Origin of the sequence: Rhodococcus sp. IEGM 1409 (assembly GCF_030056735.1) — a bacterium.
In the GTDB taxonomy this organism is placed as follows: domain Bacteria; phylum Actinomycetota; class Actinomycetes; order Mycobacteriales; family Mycobacteriaceae; genus Rhodococcus_F.
The window spans coordinates 169,308-187,467 of sequence record NZ_JASHKN010000009.1 but is presented as its reverse complement, the minus strand read 5'-3'; the positions used below and the strand labels follow the sequence as shown (position 1 = coordinate 187,467).

At 62.8% G+C, this 18,160-nt stretch carries 18 protein-coding genes and 1 pseudogene; 11 read left to right on the top strand and 8 right to left on the bottom strand.

Translation table 11 applies throughout. The annotated features are described in order from the left end of the window. Positions 1-6: 6 nt before the first annotated feature. Together QM716_RS22520 and QM716_RS22515 are read left to right on the top strand one after the other, a co-directional pair. On the top strand, positions 7-672 hold the full coding sequence (locus QM716_RS22520; RefSeq protein ID WP_283306347.1) for a HEAT repeat domain-containing protein: 666 nt from the start codon (positions 7-9) through the stop codon (positions 670-672). A 13-nt stretch (positions 673-685) separates the two neighbouring features. Beyond that, complete coding sequence (locus QM716_RS22515; RefSeq protein ID WP_283306346.1) at positions 686-1,720, top strand: MerR family transcriptional regulator; 1,035 nt, start codon at positions 686-688, stop codon at positions 1,718-1,720. Between the two features lie 44 nt (positions 1,721-1,764). On the opposite strand, the gene QM716_RS22510 is transcribed toward QM716_RS22515, so the two are convergent. After that, on the bottom strand, positions 1,765-2,136 hold the full coding sequence (locus QM716_RS22510) for an SdpI family protein (RefSeq protein ID WP_283306345.1): 372 nt from the start codon (positions 2,134-2,136) through the stop codon (positions 1,765-1,767). A 174-nt stretch (positions 2,137-2,310) separates the two neighbouring features. Continuing rightward, positions 2,311-2,652 carry a VOC family protein gene (locus tag QM716_RS22505; protein WP_283306344.1) on the bottom strand — a complete coding sequence of 114 codons (342 nt, stop codon included), beginning with the start codon at positions 2,650-2,652 and terminating at the stop codon, positions 2,311-2,313. Positions 2,653-2,773: 121 nt separating this feature from the next. Here QM716_RS22505 and QM716_RS22500 point away from each other — a divergent pair, with 121 nt between their 5' ends. Further along, entirely contained in the window at positions 2,774-3,268 is a 495-nt protein-coding gene (locus tag QM716_RS22500; protein WP_283306343.1) for a hypothetical protein, read from the top strand. 672 nt (positions 3,269-3,940) lie between these two features. Continuing rightward, complete coding sequence (locus QM716_RS22495) at positions 3,941-4,597, top strand: response regulator (RefSeq protein WP_283306342.1); 657 nt, start codon at positions 3,941-3,943, stop codon at positions 4,595-4,597. Positions 4,598-4,624: 27 nt separating this feature from the next. On the opposite strand, the gene QM716_RS22490 is transcribed toward QM716_RS22495, so the two are convergent. Beyond that, the gene (locus tag QM716_RS22490) at positions 4,625-4,999 is read right to left on the bottom strand and encodes a response regulator (protein WP_349307362.1); all 375 of its coding nucleotides are present in this window, start codon (positions 4,997-4,999) and stop codon (positions 4,625-4,627) included. A 75-nt stretch (positions 5,000-5,074) separates the two neighbouring features. On the opposite strand from QM716_RS22490, the gene QM716_RS22485 reads away from it, so the two are divergent. Continuing rightward, on the top strand, positions 5,075-6,898 hold the full coding sequence (locus QM716_RS22485; protein ID WP_283306340.1) for a GAF domain-containing sensor histidine kinase: 1,824 nt from the start codon (positions 5,075-5,077) through the stop codon (positions 6,896-6,898). A gap of 121 nt (positions 6,899-7,019) precedes the next feature. Further along, on the top strand, positions 7,020-7,841 hold the full coding sequence (locus QM716_RS22480) for an alpha/beta fold hydrolase (protein ID WP_283306338.1): 822 nt from the start codon (positions 7,020-7,022) through the stop codon (positions 7,839-7,841). A 116-nt stretch (positions 7,842-7,957) separates the two neighbouring features. Here the strand turns inward: QM716_RS22480 and dmpG are convergent, their stop codons facing one another. From dmpG to QM716_RS22465, 3 genes are read right to left on the bottom strand one after another with little or no spacing between them, the layout of a single operon-like run. Further along, positions 7,958-8,986: a 4-hydroxy-2-oxovalerate aldolase gene (gene dmpG, locus QM716_RS22475; RefSeq protein ID WP_283306336.1), complete on the bottom strand. Its 1,029-nt coding sequence runs from the start codon at positions 8,984-8,986 to the stop codon at positions 7,958-7,960. Continuing rightward, positions 8,983-9,927, bottom strand: coding sequence for an acetaldehyde dehydrogenase (acetylating) (locus tag QM716_RS22470; protein ID WP_003943168.1), 945 nt, complete (start codon positions 9,925-9,927; stop codon positions 8,983-8,985). Before QM716_RS22470 ends, dmpG begins: the two co-directional genes overlap by 4 nt. Beyond that, complete coding sequence (locus tag QM716_RS22465; protein WP_064113555.1) at positions 9,924-10,751, bottom strand: 2-keto-4-pentenoate hydratase; 828 nt, start codon at positions 10,749-10,751, stop codon at positions 9,924-9,926. Before QM716_RS22465 ends, QM716_RS22470 begins: the two co-directional genes overlap by 4 nt. A 69-nt stretch (positions 10,752-10,820) precedes the next feature. Here QM716_RS22465 and QM716_RS22460 point away from each other — a divergent pair, with 69 nt between their 5' ends. Next, entirely contained in the window at positions 10,821-11,582 is a 762-nt protein-coding gene (locus QM716_RS22460; RefSeq protein WP_283306334.1) for an IclR family transcriptional regulator, read from the top strand. On the opposite strand, the pseudogene helR reads toward QM716_RS22460, so the two are convergent. Continuing rightward, positions 11,544-13,767 (bottom strand): annotated as a pseudogene (helR, locus tag QM716_RS22455) (RNA polymerase recycling motor ATPase HelR). The gene QM716_RS22460 and the pseudogene helR sit on opposite strands and share 39 nt — an antisense overlap. 300 nt (positions 13,768-14,067) lie before the next feature. Here helR and QM716_RS22450 point away from each other — a divergent pair. The 4 genes from QM716_RS22450 to QM716_RS22435 all read left to right on the top strand — a co-directional run bounded on the left by QM716_RS22450 (position 14,068) and on the right by QM716_RS22435 (position 17,758). Then, a complete protein-coding gene (locus QM716_RS22450; protein WP_283306333.1) occupies positions 14,068-14,517 on the top strand; it encodes a hypothetical protein in 450 nt (149 codons plus the stop codon). Positions 14,518-14,852: 335 nt separating this feature from the next. Then, positions 14,853-15,089: a microaggregate-binding protein 1 gene (gene mbp1 / locus QM716_RS22445; protein ID WP_283306332.1), complete on the top strand. Its 237-nt coding sequence runs from the start codon at positions 14,853-14,855 to the stop codon at positions 15,087-15,089. A gap of 143 nt (positions 15,090-15,232) precedes the next feature. Further along, positions 15,233-17,401, top strand: coding sequence for a catalase (locus QM716_RS22440; protein WP_283306331.1), 2,169 nt, complete (start codon positions 15,233-15,235; stop codon positions 17,399-17,401). A gap of 87 nt (positions 17,402-17,488) precedes the next feature. Next, positions 17,489-17,758 (top strand): DUF7218 family protein, encoded by a 270-nt coding sequence (locus QM716_RS22435; RefSeq protein ID WP_283306329.1) that lies wholly within the window; start codon positions 17,489-17,491, stop codon positions 17,756-17,758. A gap of 41 nt (positions 17,759-17,799) precedes the next feature. Here QM716_RS22435 and QM716_RS22430 read toward each other — a convergent pair whose 3' ends face one another. Beyond that, on the bottom strand, positions 17,800-18,105 hold the full coding sequence (locus QM716_RS22430; protein ID WP_283306328.1) for a hypothetical protein: 306 nt from the start codon (positions 18,103-18,105) through the stop codon (positions 17,800-17,802). Between the last annotated feature and the right edge of the window lie 55 nt (positions 18,106-18,160).

The window sequence follows — 18,160 nt, the reverse complement described above, 5'->3', positions numbered from 1 at the left end:
AAGGAGGTGGTTGTCGTGAACACAACCAACCACGGTGGGCAGAATGCTCACCTCGTCGACACATTGGCCGCAGCTGATCCCTCGGTTCGGCTGCGCGCCGCGCTAGCCGCCGGCACACGCCCGGACCCTGAGCTGACGGTTGACCTGATAGATCGGTGTGCCGTCGAGCCGGACTTCTTCGTCCGCGACATGCTGACCTGGGCGTTGTGCCGCCTGCCGGCCGAAACCACGGTGCCGCAGCTGATCCGTGAGCTCGGGTCCGATGGTTCGCAAGCCCGCAGTCAGGCGCTCCACACCTTGTCCAAGATCGGTGATCCGACCGCTTGGCCCGAGGTCTCTGCGCTCGTTCACGACCAGGACGACGAGGTCGCGCGCAGTGCGTGGCGTGCGGCTGTGGCCCTGGTGCCGGCAGGAGGCGAGGACGCACTCGCGGCCGATCTGGCCACCGAACTCGGGCGGGGTGAACTCCAGATGCAGCTCAGTCTCAGCCGAGCTCTGACAGGGCTCGGCGAGGCTGTACTCCTGGTGCTCGACGCGGCCGGTGCAAGCACGAATCCGCGTGTTCGGGCGCATGCTGATGCTACAAAGCAACTCTGGCACGACCCCGACGGTGGGTTCGCTCTCTCACACGAGTTGGCGAAGCGCGTCGCGGCAATCGGCCCGGACGCATAAGAAGGGAAGACGGATGCTGATCGGCGAGGTCTCGCGGCGTTGTGGTGTCAGCACACGGATGCTGCGTCACTACGACACGTTGGGACTGGTGAAGCCGACGGGCCGCACGTCCGGCGGTTACCGCGAGTACTCCGCCGACGACATCCGTCGACTCTTCCACGTCGAGAGCCTGAGGACGTTGGGGCTCTCGTTGAACGAGGCCAAGCGTGCATTGGACGAGCCCGACTTCGCCCCGGCCGATTTGGTGGGTGAACTCATGCAACACACTCGGCAACGGATCGCGGCGGAGGAAGAATTGCTGACCAAACTCGAAAGGGTCGACGCTTCCGCCCCTTCGGAGTGGGACGACGTCCTGCGCATGGTCTCGCTGTTGCGTGCACTCGAATCCGAGTTCGCCGCCCACCGTCAGCAAGCGATCCTGTCGCAGGATGCGAATGCGGCATTGCCCGTCGACGCACTCGTCGAGGCGGTCCTGTCTGAGAAGGATGCCAACGTGGCCGGAGCGTTGCAATGGGCGTTGGCGAGATCCGAAGGTGCGGGCCTTGGAGGTCTCGCGAAGGGGCTCGAATCGGAGGACGTTCAGGTTCGGCGCCGCGCGACGTCCGCCATATCCGGGATTCACACCGAGGAAGCAACTCGGTCTCTGAAGCGAGCTCTCGATGATTCGGACGCGATAGTCCGCGCCGACGCAGCTCTCGCCCTCGGATCTCGCGGAGAGGCCGTCTCGATGCCCGCTCTCCTCGAGATGGTCGCCGACGGGCGGCGCGACGTCGAGGCCGGCGAGGTACTCGGCCTCCTGGCGGAGCGCCCGCCCGCAAACAGTGAGGTCGTCGAGGCCGTGCAGGACAGGCTCGACAACACCGACGACGCCCCGACGCGGTTGCGGATCACGCAGGCGCTCGCCGAGATTCCCGGCGCGGCAGCACGGGAAGCGCTCGCCCGGCTCACCCACGACGAGGACAAGACGATCGCGTCGACGGCAGCAGCGGTCCTCGAGATGCGGGACCGTGGACCACGCCGACGCGAACGACCGCGTATCGGGAATTGAAAGCGGAGAACTAGGGCACGTCTGACAACTGTGGGCCCAGGCGGTCAACGCCGCAACGATTTTGCTGCGGCGTTGCCCTTCAACGCCGCATAAAGCATGGCGACGAGCACTGCTAGACACACGACCGTTGAAGCGACAGCCGACGCCACAGATCCGAAACCTGTCACGACACCGATCGCGGCCTGCACGCACAGTCCCGCTACGGCTGTCCACACCGTCCGGCGCAGAAGCGGCTGCGCAATCTGATGGGCCAATTGCCACGCCTCGGGGCTCGAGCTCGTCGCCTTCGTCCGTATGCCGACAACGGGATTCGGTTCATCACCGACGAGTCGCGGCATGAGCCCAGCAACGACCGCGAAGATCAGCGTCGACGACGTCAGTGAGGCCGTCAGACCCAGTAAGTCAGGCGATTCCACCCGTCCAGCCCCCTATCGGTAGATTTTGACACAGCGGACTTTCCAGTCTGGGGTGCCGCTGGGACACAACCGACTGTATGCGAACGAATGTATGTACCGCTGATCGGGTGACGCACTTTCAGGCTTTGTCGGATGAGCAGTGGACTCGATCTCGGACTAGTTTTCAGACAGGCCCTAGTGCGGATCACCAACGCAGAAAAGGTTTCCCGCCGGATCCGCCAACACGTCCCAGGATGATCCGCCCGACTCATGGCGCTCGACGTGGGCTGCGCCTGCCGCGACGAATGCCGCGACCACCTCGTCTCGTGGAGGATCCTGCGGCTCCAGGTCGAAGTCGAGATGAAGTGTATTCCTTTGACTGCGAGCCTGATCGGTCCGTTGGAAACCGAGAGTGAGCGGGAGATCCGGGGCTGTCACCGTCAGGAAATCTTCGTCACCATCGACACTCGCATTGCGCAATCGTTCCGACCACCAGGTGGCAAGCGATCGGGCATCCATTGCATCGAACGTAACCATGGCCAATCGCACCATCACACACCAACTTCTTTACACGTGACTGCCTTTCGATCGATCTTAGGCAAAGCCTCGCAGCTGATGCGCACCTGCTGCGTGGTGATCAACGGATATGGTTTCCTACGTGGTGGATCAACGGCGAAAGAGTTTGCGACGCAGGTACCTGAGCCTCGGTCTTGGCGAACTGGCCGCCGCGGGAGCATTTGCCGCTGTGGCTGTCGGCGTCGTGATGCCTCGGCTCGAAGGTCCGCAAGACTCCGCAGCGCTGTGGTCGGCGCTGGTCCCGCTGCTCGTGGTGCTCGTACAAGCAGGTGTCTATTGGCTGCTTGCCCGAGACTGGGTCGAGCAGGCACCGATGCCGGCCCGCCTCGCAGCGCTCTACCGTGTGTTTCGGGTCCTCGACATTGTCGTCTTGGCGGTCGGTCTCCTCGGCGTTCTCATCTGGCTACCAGATCATTTCGTCACTGCGGCGGCCATCGTGGTGACGTGGGCATTCGGCGTCGTCGAATACGTCAACTACTTCGTGGCCCGTCTCGCTTATCCGCTGCGGCGGTGGCCGTTCGAGATCGGCCGGTGGCGGACACCTCAACTTGTACGCGACCTGAACTCGGCACGATGATCAGTCAATCTCTTCTGCAGATGGTGAAGTGCCCGGGGTAAAGGACGACCTGTGCCACCTCGTGATTTACCCGCCGCCCTGATTGAACGCATCAACGTCGCGACTGCGACGTACGGGGCCGCTACGTCGGTGCGAGCAACCTGATCTGGGTGGCGGCCCCCGGTGCAGTGCTGGTCGACGGAGACGTCGATGACACTCCCTTCGGTATGTGCGGTCGCCGCGGCGCGCATCGCCGCCGACTGGCTTTCGACTACCGACGATGCGGTGTCGAGGACAGACCTCAGCGCGTCACGGTATTCGGGGCAGCTCCCGCGGGCTCAGAATATAGAACTCCTGGCTTCGAGCGTGGTGGTCTCGGGTCTTGACCGAAATGTCGAGCGGTGACGAGAGCTGGGAGACTCGGCAGTGCATCCTCGTGTCAAATGACAACCATTCGGCTGCAGGCATTTTCAGCAATCAATAGGGTCGGACTTGTGATGATGCGGGGGCGACTCGCAGCGTTGAGTGCGGAATCTGCGTACGACGGTTTCGCTCCGCGAGATCAGAGCGGTGAAGGTGGCATATGTCCGTTATCTTTTAAGCGGTGGTCCCTTCTCGGGCCGCCACGCACTCTGCGAGTGCGGACTGCAATCGGAAGGCGGCCCTCGTGCAGCAGACATCGAGCCGAGTCTTGTGACGGCCCTGCGAGTGGTGATCGCCGACGACGACGTGCTCCTACGGGAGGGGTTGGCCAGTCTGCTCACTCGGGCAGGGCTGGAAATCGTCGGACAGGCAGGGGATGCGGGCGAACTGCTGACACTGGTCGGCGGGCAGAATCCGCAACTGGCCATCATCGACATCCGGATGCCACCGTCGAACACCTCGGAAGGGCTCGACGCAGCGCTGAGAATAAGGAGAGAGTTCCCCTCCGTTGCAATACTTTTACTGTCAGCACATATCGAGGTCGATCATGCGTTGGAGCTTCTCGACGGAGGGAAGGGGATCGGGTACCTCCTCAAGAGTCGAGTGACCGACGTAGACGATTTCGTCGCGACGCTCGACAGGATCGCAGCCGGTGCCTCGGTTATCGATCCCGCTCTGGTCTACGAATTGGTGGCGGCCAGGCGACGTGACGACCCGTTGGCGGCACTGAGCGTCCGCGAGCGAGAAGTGCTGACGCTCATGGCGGAAGGACTGTCGAACGCGGGGATAGGGCGTCGGCTGTGGATCGCCGAGGGCACCGTCGAAAAGCACGTGCGGAGCATCCTCACCAAGCTCGATCTGGAAGATACCGCCGACGACCATCGCCGCGTGCGCGCGGTCATCATGTATCTCGATACCGTCAGCTGACGGGTATCGGCGTTTGAATCGACACACTCACCCTCGCGAGAGAATCCGCGCAATCGAGTCTGCGGACAGATCGAACTTCGAGAGGAATCCGATGGCTGAACTCGATTCGACAAGATCGGCGAAGTCTTCTTCGTCGTGTGTCGACACAAGGATGATTGCCGGCGTCGGTGCCAAACCGGCGGCGTGGAGAACCTCCACCACGTCGAAACCGCTTTCGAAACCGAGGTCGATGTCCACCAGGACCAGGTCGGGGTGGGTAGCTTCGGCCACTGTGACGGCCGTGCCGAGGCTGGATGCGGTTCCGACAACCGTCATGCCCGCAGCCTCGAGCACTCGTCGTGCAGCGGTGCAGAATGCATCGCTGTCGTCGACGATGAGGCAGCTCCGGTCGGAAGACTTCACCCTGTCAAGGCTGTCAGAGCTCGGCGCACCCGGCATTACCGCTACCCGTACTTTCTCGGGAAACCCGGGCGTCCGATGACTTCGTCAGTTCCGTTGCGCAGCCGTCTCGTCACGACCGTGCTGCGCCCGAGCGCTCCTCCACTCGGTTGGGGCATCGCCCTCGCTGCGGGTTTGATTGTCGTGGAGATTCTTCTCGTTCTGATGTTGAAGCGGATTGCACCCGAGAACGCGTTCGGTGCTGTTTTTCTCTTCGGTGTCCTCGTCGTATCGGCAGGCTGGGGATTTCGGCTGTCAATTGCGACGTCGGTTGCCAGCGCTGCCGCGTACGCCTACATCCACGTCGTCGAAAGCAGCGAAAGTCTTGTACCGGCAGTGGTGGTTTTTCTCGTTCTGGCCTTGCTGACCAACGTCCTCGTCGGTCAGTCACGTCTTCGCGCCATGGAATCGGATCAGCGTCGTCGCGAGGCGGATCTGTTGGCTGCGCTGGCTCGGACGATGCTTCGGACATCGAATGTAGTGGAGACGCTTGACGACGCGAGCGCGCGATTGTCGGCCGTGCTCGACCTGCCTGCGCCGTATGCGAAGTTAGGGCCCGCGGATGCCCCGGTGGGGCCCGGGCAGAGGCGGATCGTACTACGGGACGGAGACTGTGTCGCGGGTTCGCTTCTTGTACCGGCAGAGTTGACCCAGGCCGATACTCGCCGCGTTGAACGGATCGTACCGTCGCTGGAGGCCCTGCTTGCCGCTGTGCGAGATCGAGGGGTACTCCTCGAACAGACCCTCGCGTTGGCGCGTCAGCAGGCTTCACTGCGACGCGTAGCGACACTTGTTGCCTTGCGAGCCGAACCCGACGATGTCCATCATGCTGTCGCCGCGGAGTTGGCCGACGGACTGGACATCGAACACGTGTCCGTCGTGCGTTACGACGACGACTACTTCACAATTCTTTCCGCGCGGGACGATACGACAACCGGAGAATGCTTGATCCCGGGTGAACGCTTCCCTGTCGGTGGATACAACGTCTGCACGATCGTCGCGACTACGGGTGCGCCGACTGCCATCGACTTCACCACTGCGACAGGCGCGATCGTGGAGCGGCTGCGCGGACGCGGGTTGCGTACGGGAATCGGGGTACCGATCAACGTCGACGGCCGGACGTGGGGAGCTGTAATCATCGGCGGTACGGGGCGTGTATTCGAGAGTGACGTCGAGGACTGGTTGACCGACTTCGCAGACCTGCTTGCAACAGCGGTCTACAACAGTGAAACCAGGCGCGAGCTCACACGGTCCAGGGCGCGCGTCGTGGCTGCAGCCGATCAAGCCCGCCGAACCATCGAACGTGACCTGCACGACGGGGCGCAACAGCGGATCGTCTCTCTCGGGATGGAGTTACGCGGCGCTCAGGCCGCAGTTCCCGACGGGTTCGACGAGCTGCGAATCAGCTTGGACCGCACCGTTGAAACACTGGCGCAAGTCAATACCGATCTTCGTGAACTCTCGCGAGGGATTCACCCGGCCATCCTGTCCCGCGGCGGTCTCGCGCCGGCGCTGAAGACTTTGGCTCGCCGCAGTCCGATCCCGGTCGCGCTCACAGCCGAGATCGTCACCCGGCTACCCGATTCCGTGGAAGTCGCGGCGTACTACGTTGTAGCCGAAGCGCTCACCAACACCGCGAAATATGCCGACGCGTCCGTGGTCACGATCGCGGCCGTCTCGCAAGAGGGTCGTCTGGATCTCACCGTCAGTGACGATGGCAAGGGGGGCGCAGACGCCGACAGCGGTTCGGGTCTGATCGGGCTGCAGGACCGCGTTGCCGCGGTTGGGGGAACTCTGACGATCTCGAGCCCGGTCGGTGGTGGCACCACCATTACCGTTCGAATCGATCCCACTACCAGTTAGCCGGTAGTGGGATCCCCGGATAGCACTCCCCCCACAATGGAAGCCAGCAGCGACGACATCGCTCCCGAAGTGGACGAATGTTCTTGTTACCCACCGAGAACCTTTCGCCCAGGAGGACATCATGCCGTACATCACCACTTCCGACGGAACCGAGATCTACTACACCGAACAGGGCACCGGAAGGCCTGTGCTGCTCAGCCACGGCTGGCCCCTTTCCTCGGACGCCTGGCAGTTGGAACTCAAGGTGCTCGCCGACGCCGGTTACCGTGCCATCGCACACGACCGTCGCGGCCACGGCCGGTCTTCGAAGACCTATCAGGGTAACGACATGGATACCTATGCCCGTGATCTGGCTGAACTCGTCGAGGCCCTCGACCTCCACGATCTGACGCTCGTCGGTCACTCGACCGGAGGCGGCGAGGTCGTTCGGTACGCAGCGCAACACGGCGCAGGGCGTGTTGCCAAGGTGATCACCGCCGGCGCCGTTCCGCCGATCATGGTGAAGTCGGAGAACAACCCGGAGGGCACACCGATCGAAGCGTTCGACGACATCCGCTCCGGAGTTCTCACTGACCGTTCGCAGTTCTATCGCGACATCGCCGAGCCGTTCTTCGGCGCAAATCGCGAAGGGTCGAACGTGTCCCAGGGTGCGAAAGACGATTTCTGGCGCCAGGGAATGCTGGTCAATCTGGCAGCTGCCTACGACTGTGTCAAGGCGTTCTCGGAGACGGACTTCACCGAGGACTTGAAGGCGTTGACCGTTCCCGTCTTCATTGCGCAGGGTGACGACGACCAGATCGTTCCCATCGGCGCGGCCGCCCTCAAGGCAATCGAATTGGTCAAGGACGGCACGTTGAAGATCTACAAGGGTGCGCCGCACGGAATCTACGGCGACTACCAGAAGGCTTTGGACGCAGACATTCTCGACTTCATCGCCAAGTAAGTCATTCAACCCAGGCCGGTGGCGACCGAAAGGTCACCACCGGCCTGTGCGTGAAAGAGTCCCGCCCCGTCCGGAGACGGGAGCGGGACTCGGGTATCAGCGAACTCGTCAGCGCGTCAGACAGCTTCCTTTGCCGCCTGCGCTGCGAGGGTGAGCGCGATGTCGACGATCATGTCCTCCTGGCCACCCACCAGACGACGACGTCCGGCTTCGAGCAGCAGTGTGCGAACGTCGATTCCGTAGCGCTCCGACGCAGCCTCGGCGTGGCGCAGGAAGCTCGAGTACACGCCTGCGTAGCCCAGTGTGAGGGTTTCGCGATCGACGCGGACCGGCCGATCCTGCAGCGGACGGACGATGTCGTCGGCAGCATCCTGCAGCGCGAACAGGTCGCAGCCGTGCTCCCACTCCTCGATGTTCGCGACGGCGATGAACGCTTCGAGGGGGCAGTTACCGGCACCGGCGCCGTGCCCGGCCAGCGAAGCATCGACGCGGGTGACGCCGTTCTGCACGGCCACAACGGAATTGGCAACCGAGAGTGAGAGATTCTCATGGGCGTGGATACCGATTTCGGTGCCCTCGTCGAGGATGTCGCGGTATGCGCGAACACGATCCGCGACGTCGTTCATCACCAGGCGCCCACCCGAGTCGGTGACGTAGACGCAATGCGCGCCATACGATTCCATCAGCTTGGCCTGCTTCGCCAACTCCTCGGCCGGTGCCATGTGGCTCATCATCAGGAAGCCTGAGACGTCCATGCCGATTTCACGGGCAGTCTCGATGTGCTGCGCGGAGACGTCGGCCTCGGTGCAGTGGGTGGCAACGCGAACGGAGCGTACACCCAGTTCGTAGGCATGCTTGAGTTCACTGATCGTGCCGACGCCGGGCAGTAGCAGCGTGGTGAGGCGAGCGTGCTCGAGTACCTCGGCTGCTGCTTCGATCCATTCCCAGTCGGTGTTCGAGCCGGGACCGTAGTTGAGCGAGCCACCAGCGAGGCCGTCACCGTGCGCAACTTCGATCGCGTCGACGCCGGCAGCGTCGAGAGCTGTGACGATCCGCTTGACGTCGGTCGGCGAAATGCGGTGGCGGACAGCGTGCATGCCGTCACGAAGGGTGACGTCCTGGACGAAGATCTTGCGGTTGCTCACTTGGTTGCTTCCTTCTGCTGGGCGATGCGCTCCGCGATCTGCATTCCGGCGGACGTCATGATGTCGAGATTGCCGGCGTACGCAGGCAGGTAGTGTGCAGCGCCCTCGACCTCGAGGAACACCGACACCTGGTGTGTAGGGCGATTGCCGTCGACGAGCAACGTCTCGACCGGTTGGTCGGCCGGGATCTCGGTGATCTGGACTTCCTGCTTGAGGCGGTAGCCCGGGACGTATGCCGAGACGTCGCCGACCATCTTCTCGATCGACTGACGGATCTCGTCGTGAACAGCCGGATCCGGCGCGTCGACGAGGCAGAAGACCGTGTCGCGCATGATGAGCGGCGGCTCAGCGGGGTTGAGGATGATGATGGCCTTGCCGCGACGAGCGCCGCCGACTGCCACGATCGCCTCGGACGTGGTCTCGGTGAACTCGTCGATGTTGGCGCGCGTTCCGGGACCGGCCGACTTGGAGGCGATGGACGCGACGATCTCCGCGTACGCCACCGGAACCACCCGAGAAACAGCGGCAACCATCGGGATGGTGGCCTGGCCGCCACACGTCACCATGTTGACGTTGGGTGCGTCCAGGTGCTCGTCCGCGTTGACGGCCGGTACGACGTACGGTCCGATCGCGGCAGGTGTCAGGTCGATCATGCGCTTGCCGAGGGGAGCCAACCGCGCGTTGTTGGCGACGTGAGCCTTTGCCGAGGTGGCGTCGAAGACGATCTCGATCTCGTCGAAGTTCGGCAGACCGACCAGGCCTTCGACACCTTCTGCCGTGATCGGCACGTTCAGACGCGCCGCGCGGGCGAGGCCGTCCGACGCGGGGTCGATACCGACCATCGCGCCCATCTCCAGGTAGTCGGAGTTCCGCAGCACCTTGATCATGAGATCCGTGCCGATGTTGCCCGATCCGATGATCGCGACCTTGACCTTGCTCATGCGTTGTCCTCTTCGCTGGAAAAACTGGTGGTGACGGAACCGAGTCCGGAGACGGTCACGGTGACTTCGTTGCCCGCGGTGACCGGCGCCATGGGGCCGAGTGCGCCGGACAGGATCACCTGGCCTGCGGTCAGCGGCTGCCCCAACTCGCGCGCCGTGCGGGCGAGCCAGACGACGGCTTCGATCGGATCGCCCAGGCAGGCGGTTCCGACGCCGGTGGACACCTCGGTGCCGTCGACGGACATCGACATGACGACGCCGGCGGGTTCCACCTCGTCGAGGGTGCGGCGTTCGGTTCCCAGGACGTAGACGCCCGAGGACGCATTGTCGGCGACGGTGTCACCGAACTTGATGTCCCACGACTCGATGCGGCTGTCGCAGATCTCGATCGCGGCGACGGCGTAGTCGATCGCGCCGCGAACCTGGGCGCTGTCCAGTGGCCCGTCCACGAGGTCGGCGCCGAGGACGAAGGCCACTTCCGCTTCGACCTTGGGCTGGATCAAACGACTCATGGGGATGGCGCCGCCGGCCGGGAACTCCATGTCGGCGTACAGCACACCGAGGTCGGGCTGGTCGACACCGAGCTGCTGCTGGACTGCCACCGAGGTCAAACCGATCTTGCGGCCTACGACCACGGCACCCGCCTGCCGACGGATTTCGTCGACGCGACGCTGGACGGCGTAGGCGGCGACGAGGTCGTCGGCGCCGATCAGATCGCGCACTGGCGCGCAGGGAGTACCGCTCGCGATGGCGGCTGCGAGGCGGTCCGCAGCAGCTGCGATGTCGGTCTCGCTAGCTGTACTGGTATTCGTGGGCTGGCTCATGGCCACTACTTTCGCCGCGGCACCGAGATTGCGCCAGGGAACTGTCTCACTCAGCGATACGCTGGGCAGGTGACTGGCAGCGCAAACCTCGACACCGTGCTCGGCAAGGCGGTGACGATCCTGCGCGCCTTCCGGGCCGACGACCACGTGTTGCCTCTGGCCGCCCTGGTCCAGCGGACGGGTCTGCACAAGGCAACCGTGCACCGCCTGGCCAACGAACTGGTCGCGAACCGGTTACTCGACCGACTCGACGGCGGTTACCGACTCAGCGGCGGCCTCTTCGAACTCGGCATGCTCGCCTCCCTCGAACGCAGTCTTCTCGAGATGGCAATGCCTTTCCTCCAGGACTTGTACGAGCGGACCCACGAGACAGTTCACCTGGGGGTCCGTGACGGCCACGACGTCGTGTACGTCGCGAAGATCGGCGGCCATCGACAAGCCAACTCCCCTTCTCGGACCGGCGGCCGGATACCGCTGTATTGCACCGCAATCGGAAAGGCGCTCCTTGCTTTCTCCGACAACGAATTTCGCCGCGAAGTGTTGTCGGAACCGATGACGCGCCGAACCCCGCACACGATTGTCGCGCCCGGCATTCTCAACACCCAACTGAACAGAGTGGTCGAGACCGGCATTGCGTTCGAGCGCGAGGAATCGGCGCCGGGTCTTGCGTGTGTTGCGGCACCGGTATTCGGTGTCAACGACAAACCCGTTGCCGCCATCAGCGTCACCGGTCCCACCAGCCGCTTCGTCCCCGAGAGCCAAGTGTCCTACGTGCGCGCTGCGGCCGCAGGCCTACACAGCACGATCGCTCGTCGCGAACGATTGCGGTGACCTTGCCGTCCCGACCTGGACGAGTCCGGTCAGGGCCTGCGGCAACGGACCCTCGTGCAAGACGCCGAGACGTTGGGTGGCGCGGGTGAGGGCGACATAGAGCTCCGACGCACCGCGCGGGCCGTCGGCAATGATCCGCTCCGGTTCCACGACAAGCACGGCATCGAATTCCAAGCCCTTCGTTTCCGAAACCGGCACAGCGCCCGGCACATCCGCAGGCCCGATGATGATGCTCGTACCTTCGCGTCCGTCCTCGTCCTGATTGAATTCGTCGACGGCGGAGGCTAGTTCGTCGGCGGAGATTTGTCTTGACCACGGTTGAACCCCGCAGGCGCGGACGGACTCGGGTGGTTGGACTCCCGGCGCGAACTCGGCGAGCAATGCGGCGGCGACGCTCATGATCTCGGCCGGAGTGCGGTAGTTCACCGACAGTGATCGGTAGATCCAGCGACCGGGGACGTACGGCTCCATCATCGTCGCCCACGAGCGGGCACCTGCGGGGGAACGTCGTTGCGCGAGATCGCCTACCACCGTAAAGGACCGGTCCGGGCAACGGCGCATCAGGACCCGCCAGTCCATCTCGGACAGTTCTTGTGCCTCGTCGACGACGATATGCCGGTACGTCCAGTCTCTGTCTGCAGCAGCGCGTTCGGAGAGTTCCCGGGTGTCACGTTCGACGAAACGGTCTGCCAGGTCCTCGGCGTACAGCATGTCCTGGGCGAGAAGATGGTCTTCGTCGTCCATCAGGTCTTCGCGACTGATCATCATGTCCAGCACGCCCGCCGCATACGCGGCCTCGTCCTGGCGTTCGCGTTCGGCGCTCTGATCCACGGGCTTGTCCCGGCCGAGCATGTCCACCAATTCGTCGAGAAGCGGAACGTCGGACACGGTCCAGGCATCGCCCTCTCGGCGCATCAGTGCCCCGTCTGTGCCTGCCATGCGTAGGCGTTCTGAAGAAGTAAACAGCTGTGTCAGTAAGTCTTTCGGTGTCAGGATCGGCCAGAGTGCGTCGAGCGCTGCGGCAAACGCGTCATTCTCCGCCAACTCTGCGGTCAGATCTGCGCGCACTTGCTCCCACGCTTCACGGTCACTGCGGGTCAACCATCCCTTTCCGATACGCGCTATCGCCCGTTCGGTCAGTGCCCAGGTGAGGACTTCGGTGAACACCGTGCGAGCGTCGTTGTGGGGGAGCATGCTCGCGCGGGCTTCTTCTCGGGCCCACTCCGTGGTTTCGGCGTCGATCCGCACTGTGACGTCTGCCAGGTCGATCGACAGTGGGCTCTCGGGCAGTCGCTGCCGATCGGCGATCGCCGCGCTGAGCACGTCCAGGATCTTCAGCGAACCCTTGAGTTCAGCGGCGTCCGGGGTGTCCTCGGCGGTGACGTGTAGGCCGGGGACAAGATCACCCGTGGTCATGAACACCACATCGGACTCGCCGAGTGACGGCAGTACGCGGCCGATGTGGTTCAAGAATGCCGGGTTGGGCCCGACTACGAGAACTCCGTGACGTTCCATACGCTCTCGCTGTGTGTAGAGAAGATAGGCGACGCGGTGCAAGGCGACGACGGTCTTCCCGGTGCCAGGGCCACCCTCGATCACCAACACTCCAGGGTGCTCGAGACGGACGATGTCGTCCTGCTCGGCCTGGATCGTGGCCACGATGTCCCGCATGCCCTCACCTCGCGGTGCGTTGACCGCCGCGAGCAGGGCGGAGTCCCCGCGGGCGTCGCGTTCACCACCCTCGAGCCGCCCGAGTACCTCGTCGGTGAAATCGACCACGCGTCGACTGCGTGTGTGGAACTGACGGCGTCGACGCATGTTCTCCGGGTTCGCAGCGGTGGCGACGTAGAACGGGCGAGAGGCCGGCGCCCGCCAATCGAGCAGTACCGGTTCGAAGTCGTCGTCCGCGTCCAGAAGGCCGATCCGTCCGATGTACGAAGTCTCACCGGACAGCGAGTCCAACCGGCCGAAACACAGTCCGTTGTCGGCTACATCCAGCCTTTTCACCTCTTTGGCAAGCGCGCGTACCTCTGCATCGCGTTCCATGAGTGCTTCGCCGTTTCCGCGCAGAGCGGTGCTGTACCGACCCTTGACTCGGGCCCGTTCGGCGTCGAGCCGCGCGTAGAGCCCCTCCACATAGTTTCCGCTCGGATTGCAGTTCGTCTTCGTATCCCTGAGTTGGCACATGCCCTCACTTCCGCTGGCTGTTCCGATCCCGTAGTCGGTCGTGCGGGATCGGAAGAGCCATTCTGCGGCACTACCCGGGCCTTGCCGCAAGCCCCCCGGTGGGCTATATATTGATAGTGGAAGGGAGCGTTGATCGCCCCGAAATCCACCCGCAGCCCCCGCCACAATCTCTCGTCGAACCATCGATGTAAAGGCGCTCTGCCTTGTCTTTGTTTGGCCCCCGAATGCCACGGGTACAGACAGGTGGCCGGTATTCCAAAATCGGTCGCCCTCATGAACTTACGTGGAGCGAGGGATTGTGAAGGCGATACTGGCAACCGCTGTGAGCATCCTGCTGGTGTGTGCCCTGGCCGTCGCGGTGTTGCTGTTCTTTTCCGGGTCACCTCGCGAAGGCACTTCGCACGAGCTGGCCGATACGGTTCACACGATCGGTGGGAAGCCGACAACCTGCACCGATTTGTTCGGTGAAACATGCAGCTTTGCTTTGCAGTCGGACTACAACCAGTGGGGACAAAACCTCGAGAGTTTTGTCAATGCCGGGACTCTCGGACCTTTCGCCCGCAACATCGGCTTCGTGGCGGAGGCGAAGCTGAGCTTGCAGGCATGCGAGGTCAGCGCAACCGCTGGCCGGACGATTCTGGATTTCTACAATCTCGCCGGGATCGACAACCCTGCGGCCACAACCACCGACCTCTTCCCCTTCTGGAACGAGTCCCGCCAATTCCTGTGCCCGGTCGACAGTGTCTGAGACTGCTGATTGCTACTCGAGGCCCGACTGAATGCGTCGCGCACGTAGCGCTGAAGGAATACGTAGATCAGGAAGATCGGCGATATGAATACCGCTGGTTCGAAATTCGAACTGGTGCAACAACTGGTGACGACGATTGTTCCTCGAGCGTCGCCGTTCGCGCCCGAAGCGGCACAGGTTGAAACAACGTCGTAGTTCGACTACTGGGGGTCATGCTCCGCGCCTTGTCCGTGCACGGATGTTTATGCGAATTTCGACCGGGTAGGGCTTCTTGTGTGGGAATCCTGCGCGGCAGGAATCTCGAGCGCGAATCCGAAACGACCTGGAGGAACAACGTGACAGACGACAAGAGCGGCCCCAGCGAGGGCATCAAAGGCGTCGTAGAGGACGTCAAGGGCAAGGCCAAGGAAGCCGTTGGTGCGGTCTCCGGGAACGACAGTTTGACCCGAGAGGGCCGCGCCCAGCAGGACAAGGCGGAGAGCCAGCGGGAGGTCGCGAAGAAAGAGGCAGAAGCCGAGAAGGCTCGCGCGGAAGCTGCTGCAGACGAAGCGCGGCAGAAGTCCGAGCAATAGCCCCGACGCACTCGTCACCCTCGGCCTGGAATTGACCCCAGCCCGGGGGTGAGTCGTGGCTTCGTGTTCAGATTGAAATCTCTACTTTCTTACGGCGTAACAGAATTCGTGCGCCCAGCATCATGATCAAGAGGAGCTGTTCGATGCCTTCATCCCAGTCCGTCCCAGGTGTACCGGCCCCGAAAACGCCGGACCTGACAGAGCCGGTCAAGCCTCGACAGCCGTTGCCTCCCAAGGACGATCAGAGGCAACCGGAGGTGCGTACCGTAGCGGGTGCCGAGGGGAAGGTGAAGGGAAACGGTCGCGGCCAGCGGGGTGAGTACCTCACCACCGCAACCGGAACACGACTCTACGAGACCGACCACTCACTCACTGCGGGTGAGCGGGGCCCGACTCTTCTTCAAGACCACCACCTTCGTGAGAAGATCACGCATTTCGATCACGAGCGAATTCCGGAGCGAGTCGTCCACGCTCGCGGCGCGGCCGCACACGGTACGTTCCTGGCAAACGGCGCAGCCGAAAACATCTGTAAAGCTTCGGTTTTCGCTTCAGGTGCCCGAACCCCGGTATTCGTGCGGTTCTCGACGGTTCTGGGTTCACGCGGTTCGGCGGACACCGTACGTGACACACGCGGCTTCGCCACAAAGTTCTACACCGATGAAGGTGTCTTCGATCTGGTGGGCAACAACATCCCGGTGTTCTTCATCCAGGACGGAATCAAATTCCCTGACATCATCCATGCCGCGAAACCCCACCCGGACCGCGAGATTCCGCAGGCACAGAGCGCTCACGACACCTTCTGGGACTTCGTGTCGCTGCACACCGAAGCCACCGCGCACACATTGTGGAACATGTCCGATCGAGGCATCCCGCGCTCCTATCGCATGATGGAGGGCTTCGGCATTCACACATTCAGGCTCGTGAACGCCGACGGCGAGACGAATCTTGTGAAATTCCACTGGAAGCCGGCAGCCGGAGTGCATTCACTCGTGTGGGAGGAAGCTCAGATCGCAGGTGGTGTGGATCCAGACTTCCACCGACGCGATCTTGCCGACGCCATCGAGGCAGGCGCATATCCGTCCTGGGATCTGGGGGTGCAGGTATTTCCTGATACCGAAGACGAAATGTTCGAAGGCATAGATCTTTTGGATCCCACCAAAATTGTTCCCGAAGAACTCGCGCCGGTTCAGGTCATCGGAACGATGACACTCGACGCCAATCCGACCAACTTCTTCGCCGAGACCGAGCAGGTGGCATTCCATCCAGGCCACTTGGTTCCGGGCGTCGACATCACCAACGATCGACTCCTGCAGGCACGTTTGTTCTCGTACCTCGACACCCAGATCACGCGACTCGGCGGTCCTAATTTCGATCAGATCCCAATCAACCGTCCTCACGCGCCCGTCAACGACATGCTTCGCGACGGCTTCCACCAGGACGGTGTGCATACCGGGATCGCGCCGTACCATCCCAATTCGTTGGACGGTGGTTGCCCGTTCTTGGCCTCGGCAGACAGCGCTGCGTATATCGAGGTGCCCGAGGAAGTTTCAGGGCGCAAGGTGAGGCAGGCGCCGGCATCGTTCGACGATCACTTCTCGCAAGCTCGACTCTTCTATCGCAGTCTCTCCCCTGTCGAACAGGAGCACGTCGCGCAGGCGTATACCTTCGAATTGGGGAAGTGCTACGAGGAGAACATCAAGGCCCGGAATCTGGGCATCTTGGCGAACATCGACGCGGGTCTCGTTTCGATCGTCGCACAGGGGCTTGGCCTTCCGGTTCCCGAACCGACGGAGCCGTTGAGCGATCCGGAGCCCAGCCCTGCACTGTCCCAGTTAGGTGCGGAATGGCCCGTCGAGGGAAGGATCATCGCACTACTGGTCGACGAGAACTCCGACCTCGACACGGTTGTCGGCGTTCGAGACAAGATCTTCGACGCCGGGATGGTGCCTCTGATCCTCGGCCCGCACGGCGGAACCATCGGGGACGGCGACGACGCGGTGACGGTGCAGCGGACTTACCTCACAGCTCGTTCGATCGAATTCGATGCAATCCTGTTGAGCGGCGACGTCTCTCGGATCGGCGAGGGCAAGTTGGATCCCCGGGTGGAGACTTTGCTGAACGAAATGTACCGGCACAGTAAGGCGATTGGTGGTTGGGGCGAGAGTATGAGCGCGCTGGCCGCTGCCGGCATCGACGAGTCTGCATTGGGAGTCGTCGTCGATGCCGACGCGGAAGGGGCCCTCGCCTCGCTGGCTCAGCTTCTGAAGACGCACCGCGTGTGGGGGCGTTTCGAGGTTCCGCCCACCTCTTGAGGGTCGACGTACGTTCGAACTTGCGGTGTGGCCGAATTGGCAGTTCGGCCACACCGTCGGCGTGAAGACGAGTGAAGGGACGAAACAGTGGCTTCCAAGGACTCACAACCTCAGCTCAAAGATCGAGAACTCTACGAAGAGCTACGGGAAAAGGGCGATTCCAAGGAGAAAGCGGCCCGGATCTCCAATGCGGCCGCGAACCGGGGGCGGTCGAACATCGCCAAGTCCGGTGGCCAGTCCTCATCGTACGAGGAGCGGACGGTGGACGATCTGAAGAAACGTGCGAAGGAACTCGATCTGCGCGGCTACTCGAAGCTGAACAAGGGCGAGCTGATCGAGAAACTCCGTAATCACTGAGTCGTATTCTGCTTGTGCAGAATACGACTCCAGCGTTCGGTTCAGTGACCTTCTTGATCGAAGAGCTCCTGACCTTCCAGTCGCTTGACCCGGCGGTGTTCCATCAAGATGACCACTGTCCCGACGATGAAGGACACCACGCAGACGATGCCGGCAATGATCGCCCATCCGCGAAATCCGTAACCCGCTGCCACCAAGGTCAACCCGAGTGTTGCCAGGCCCAGTCCGATCAGCAGGTATCCGGGGTAGTTGCGGCCGTCGCTGATTGCCTCCCCGACGTGCGATCGATTGGTGTGTTCGTCATCTACCGGTGAACTCCCGCTCGTGTTGGTCACAGCACACTCCATCCTGAGTTCGTGAAGACTTGCGATTTGCCGCTTGTCGTCGGTTCACAGGGCAACT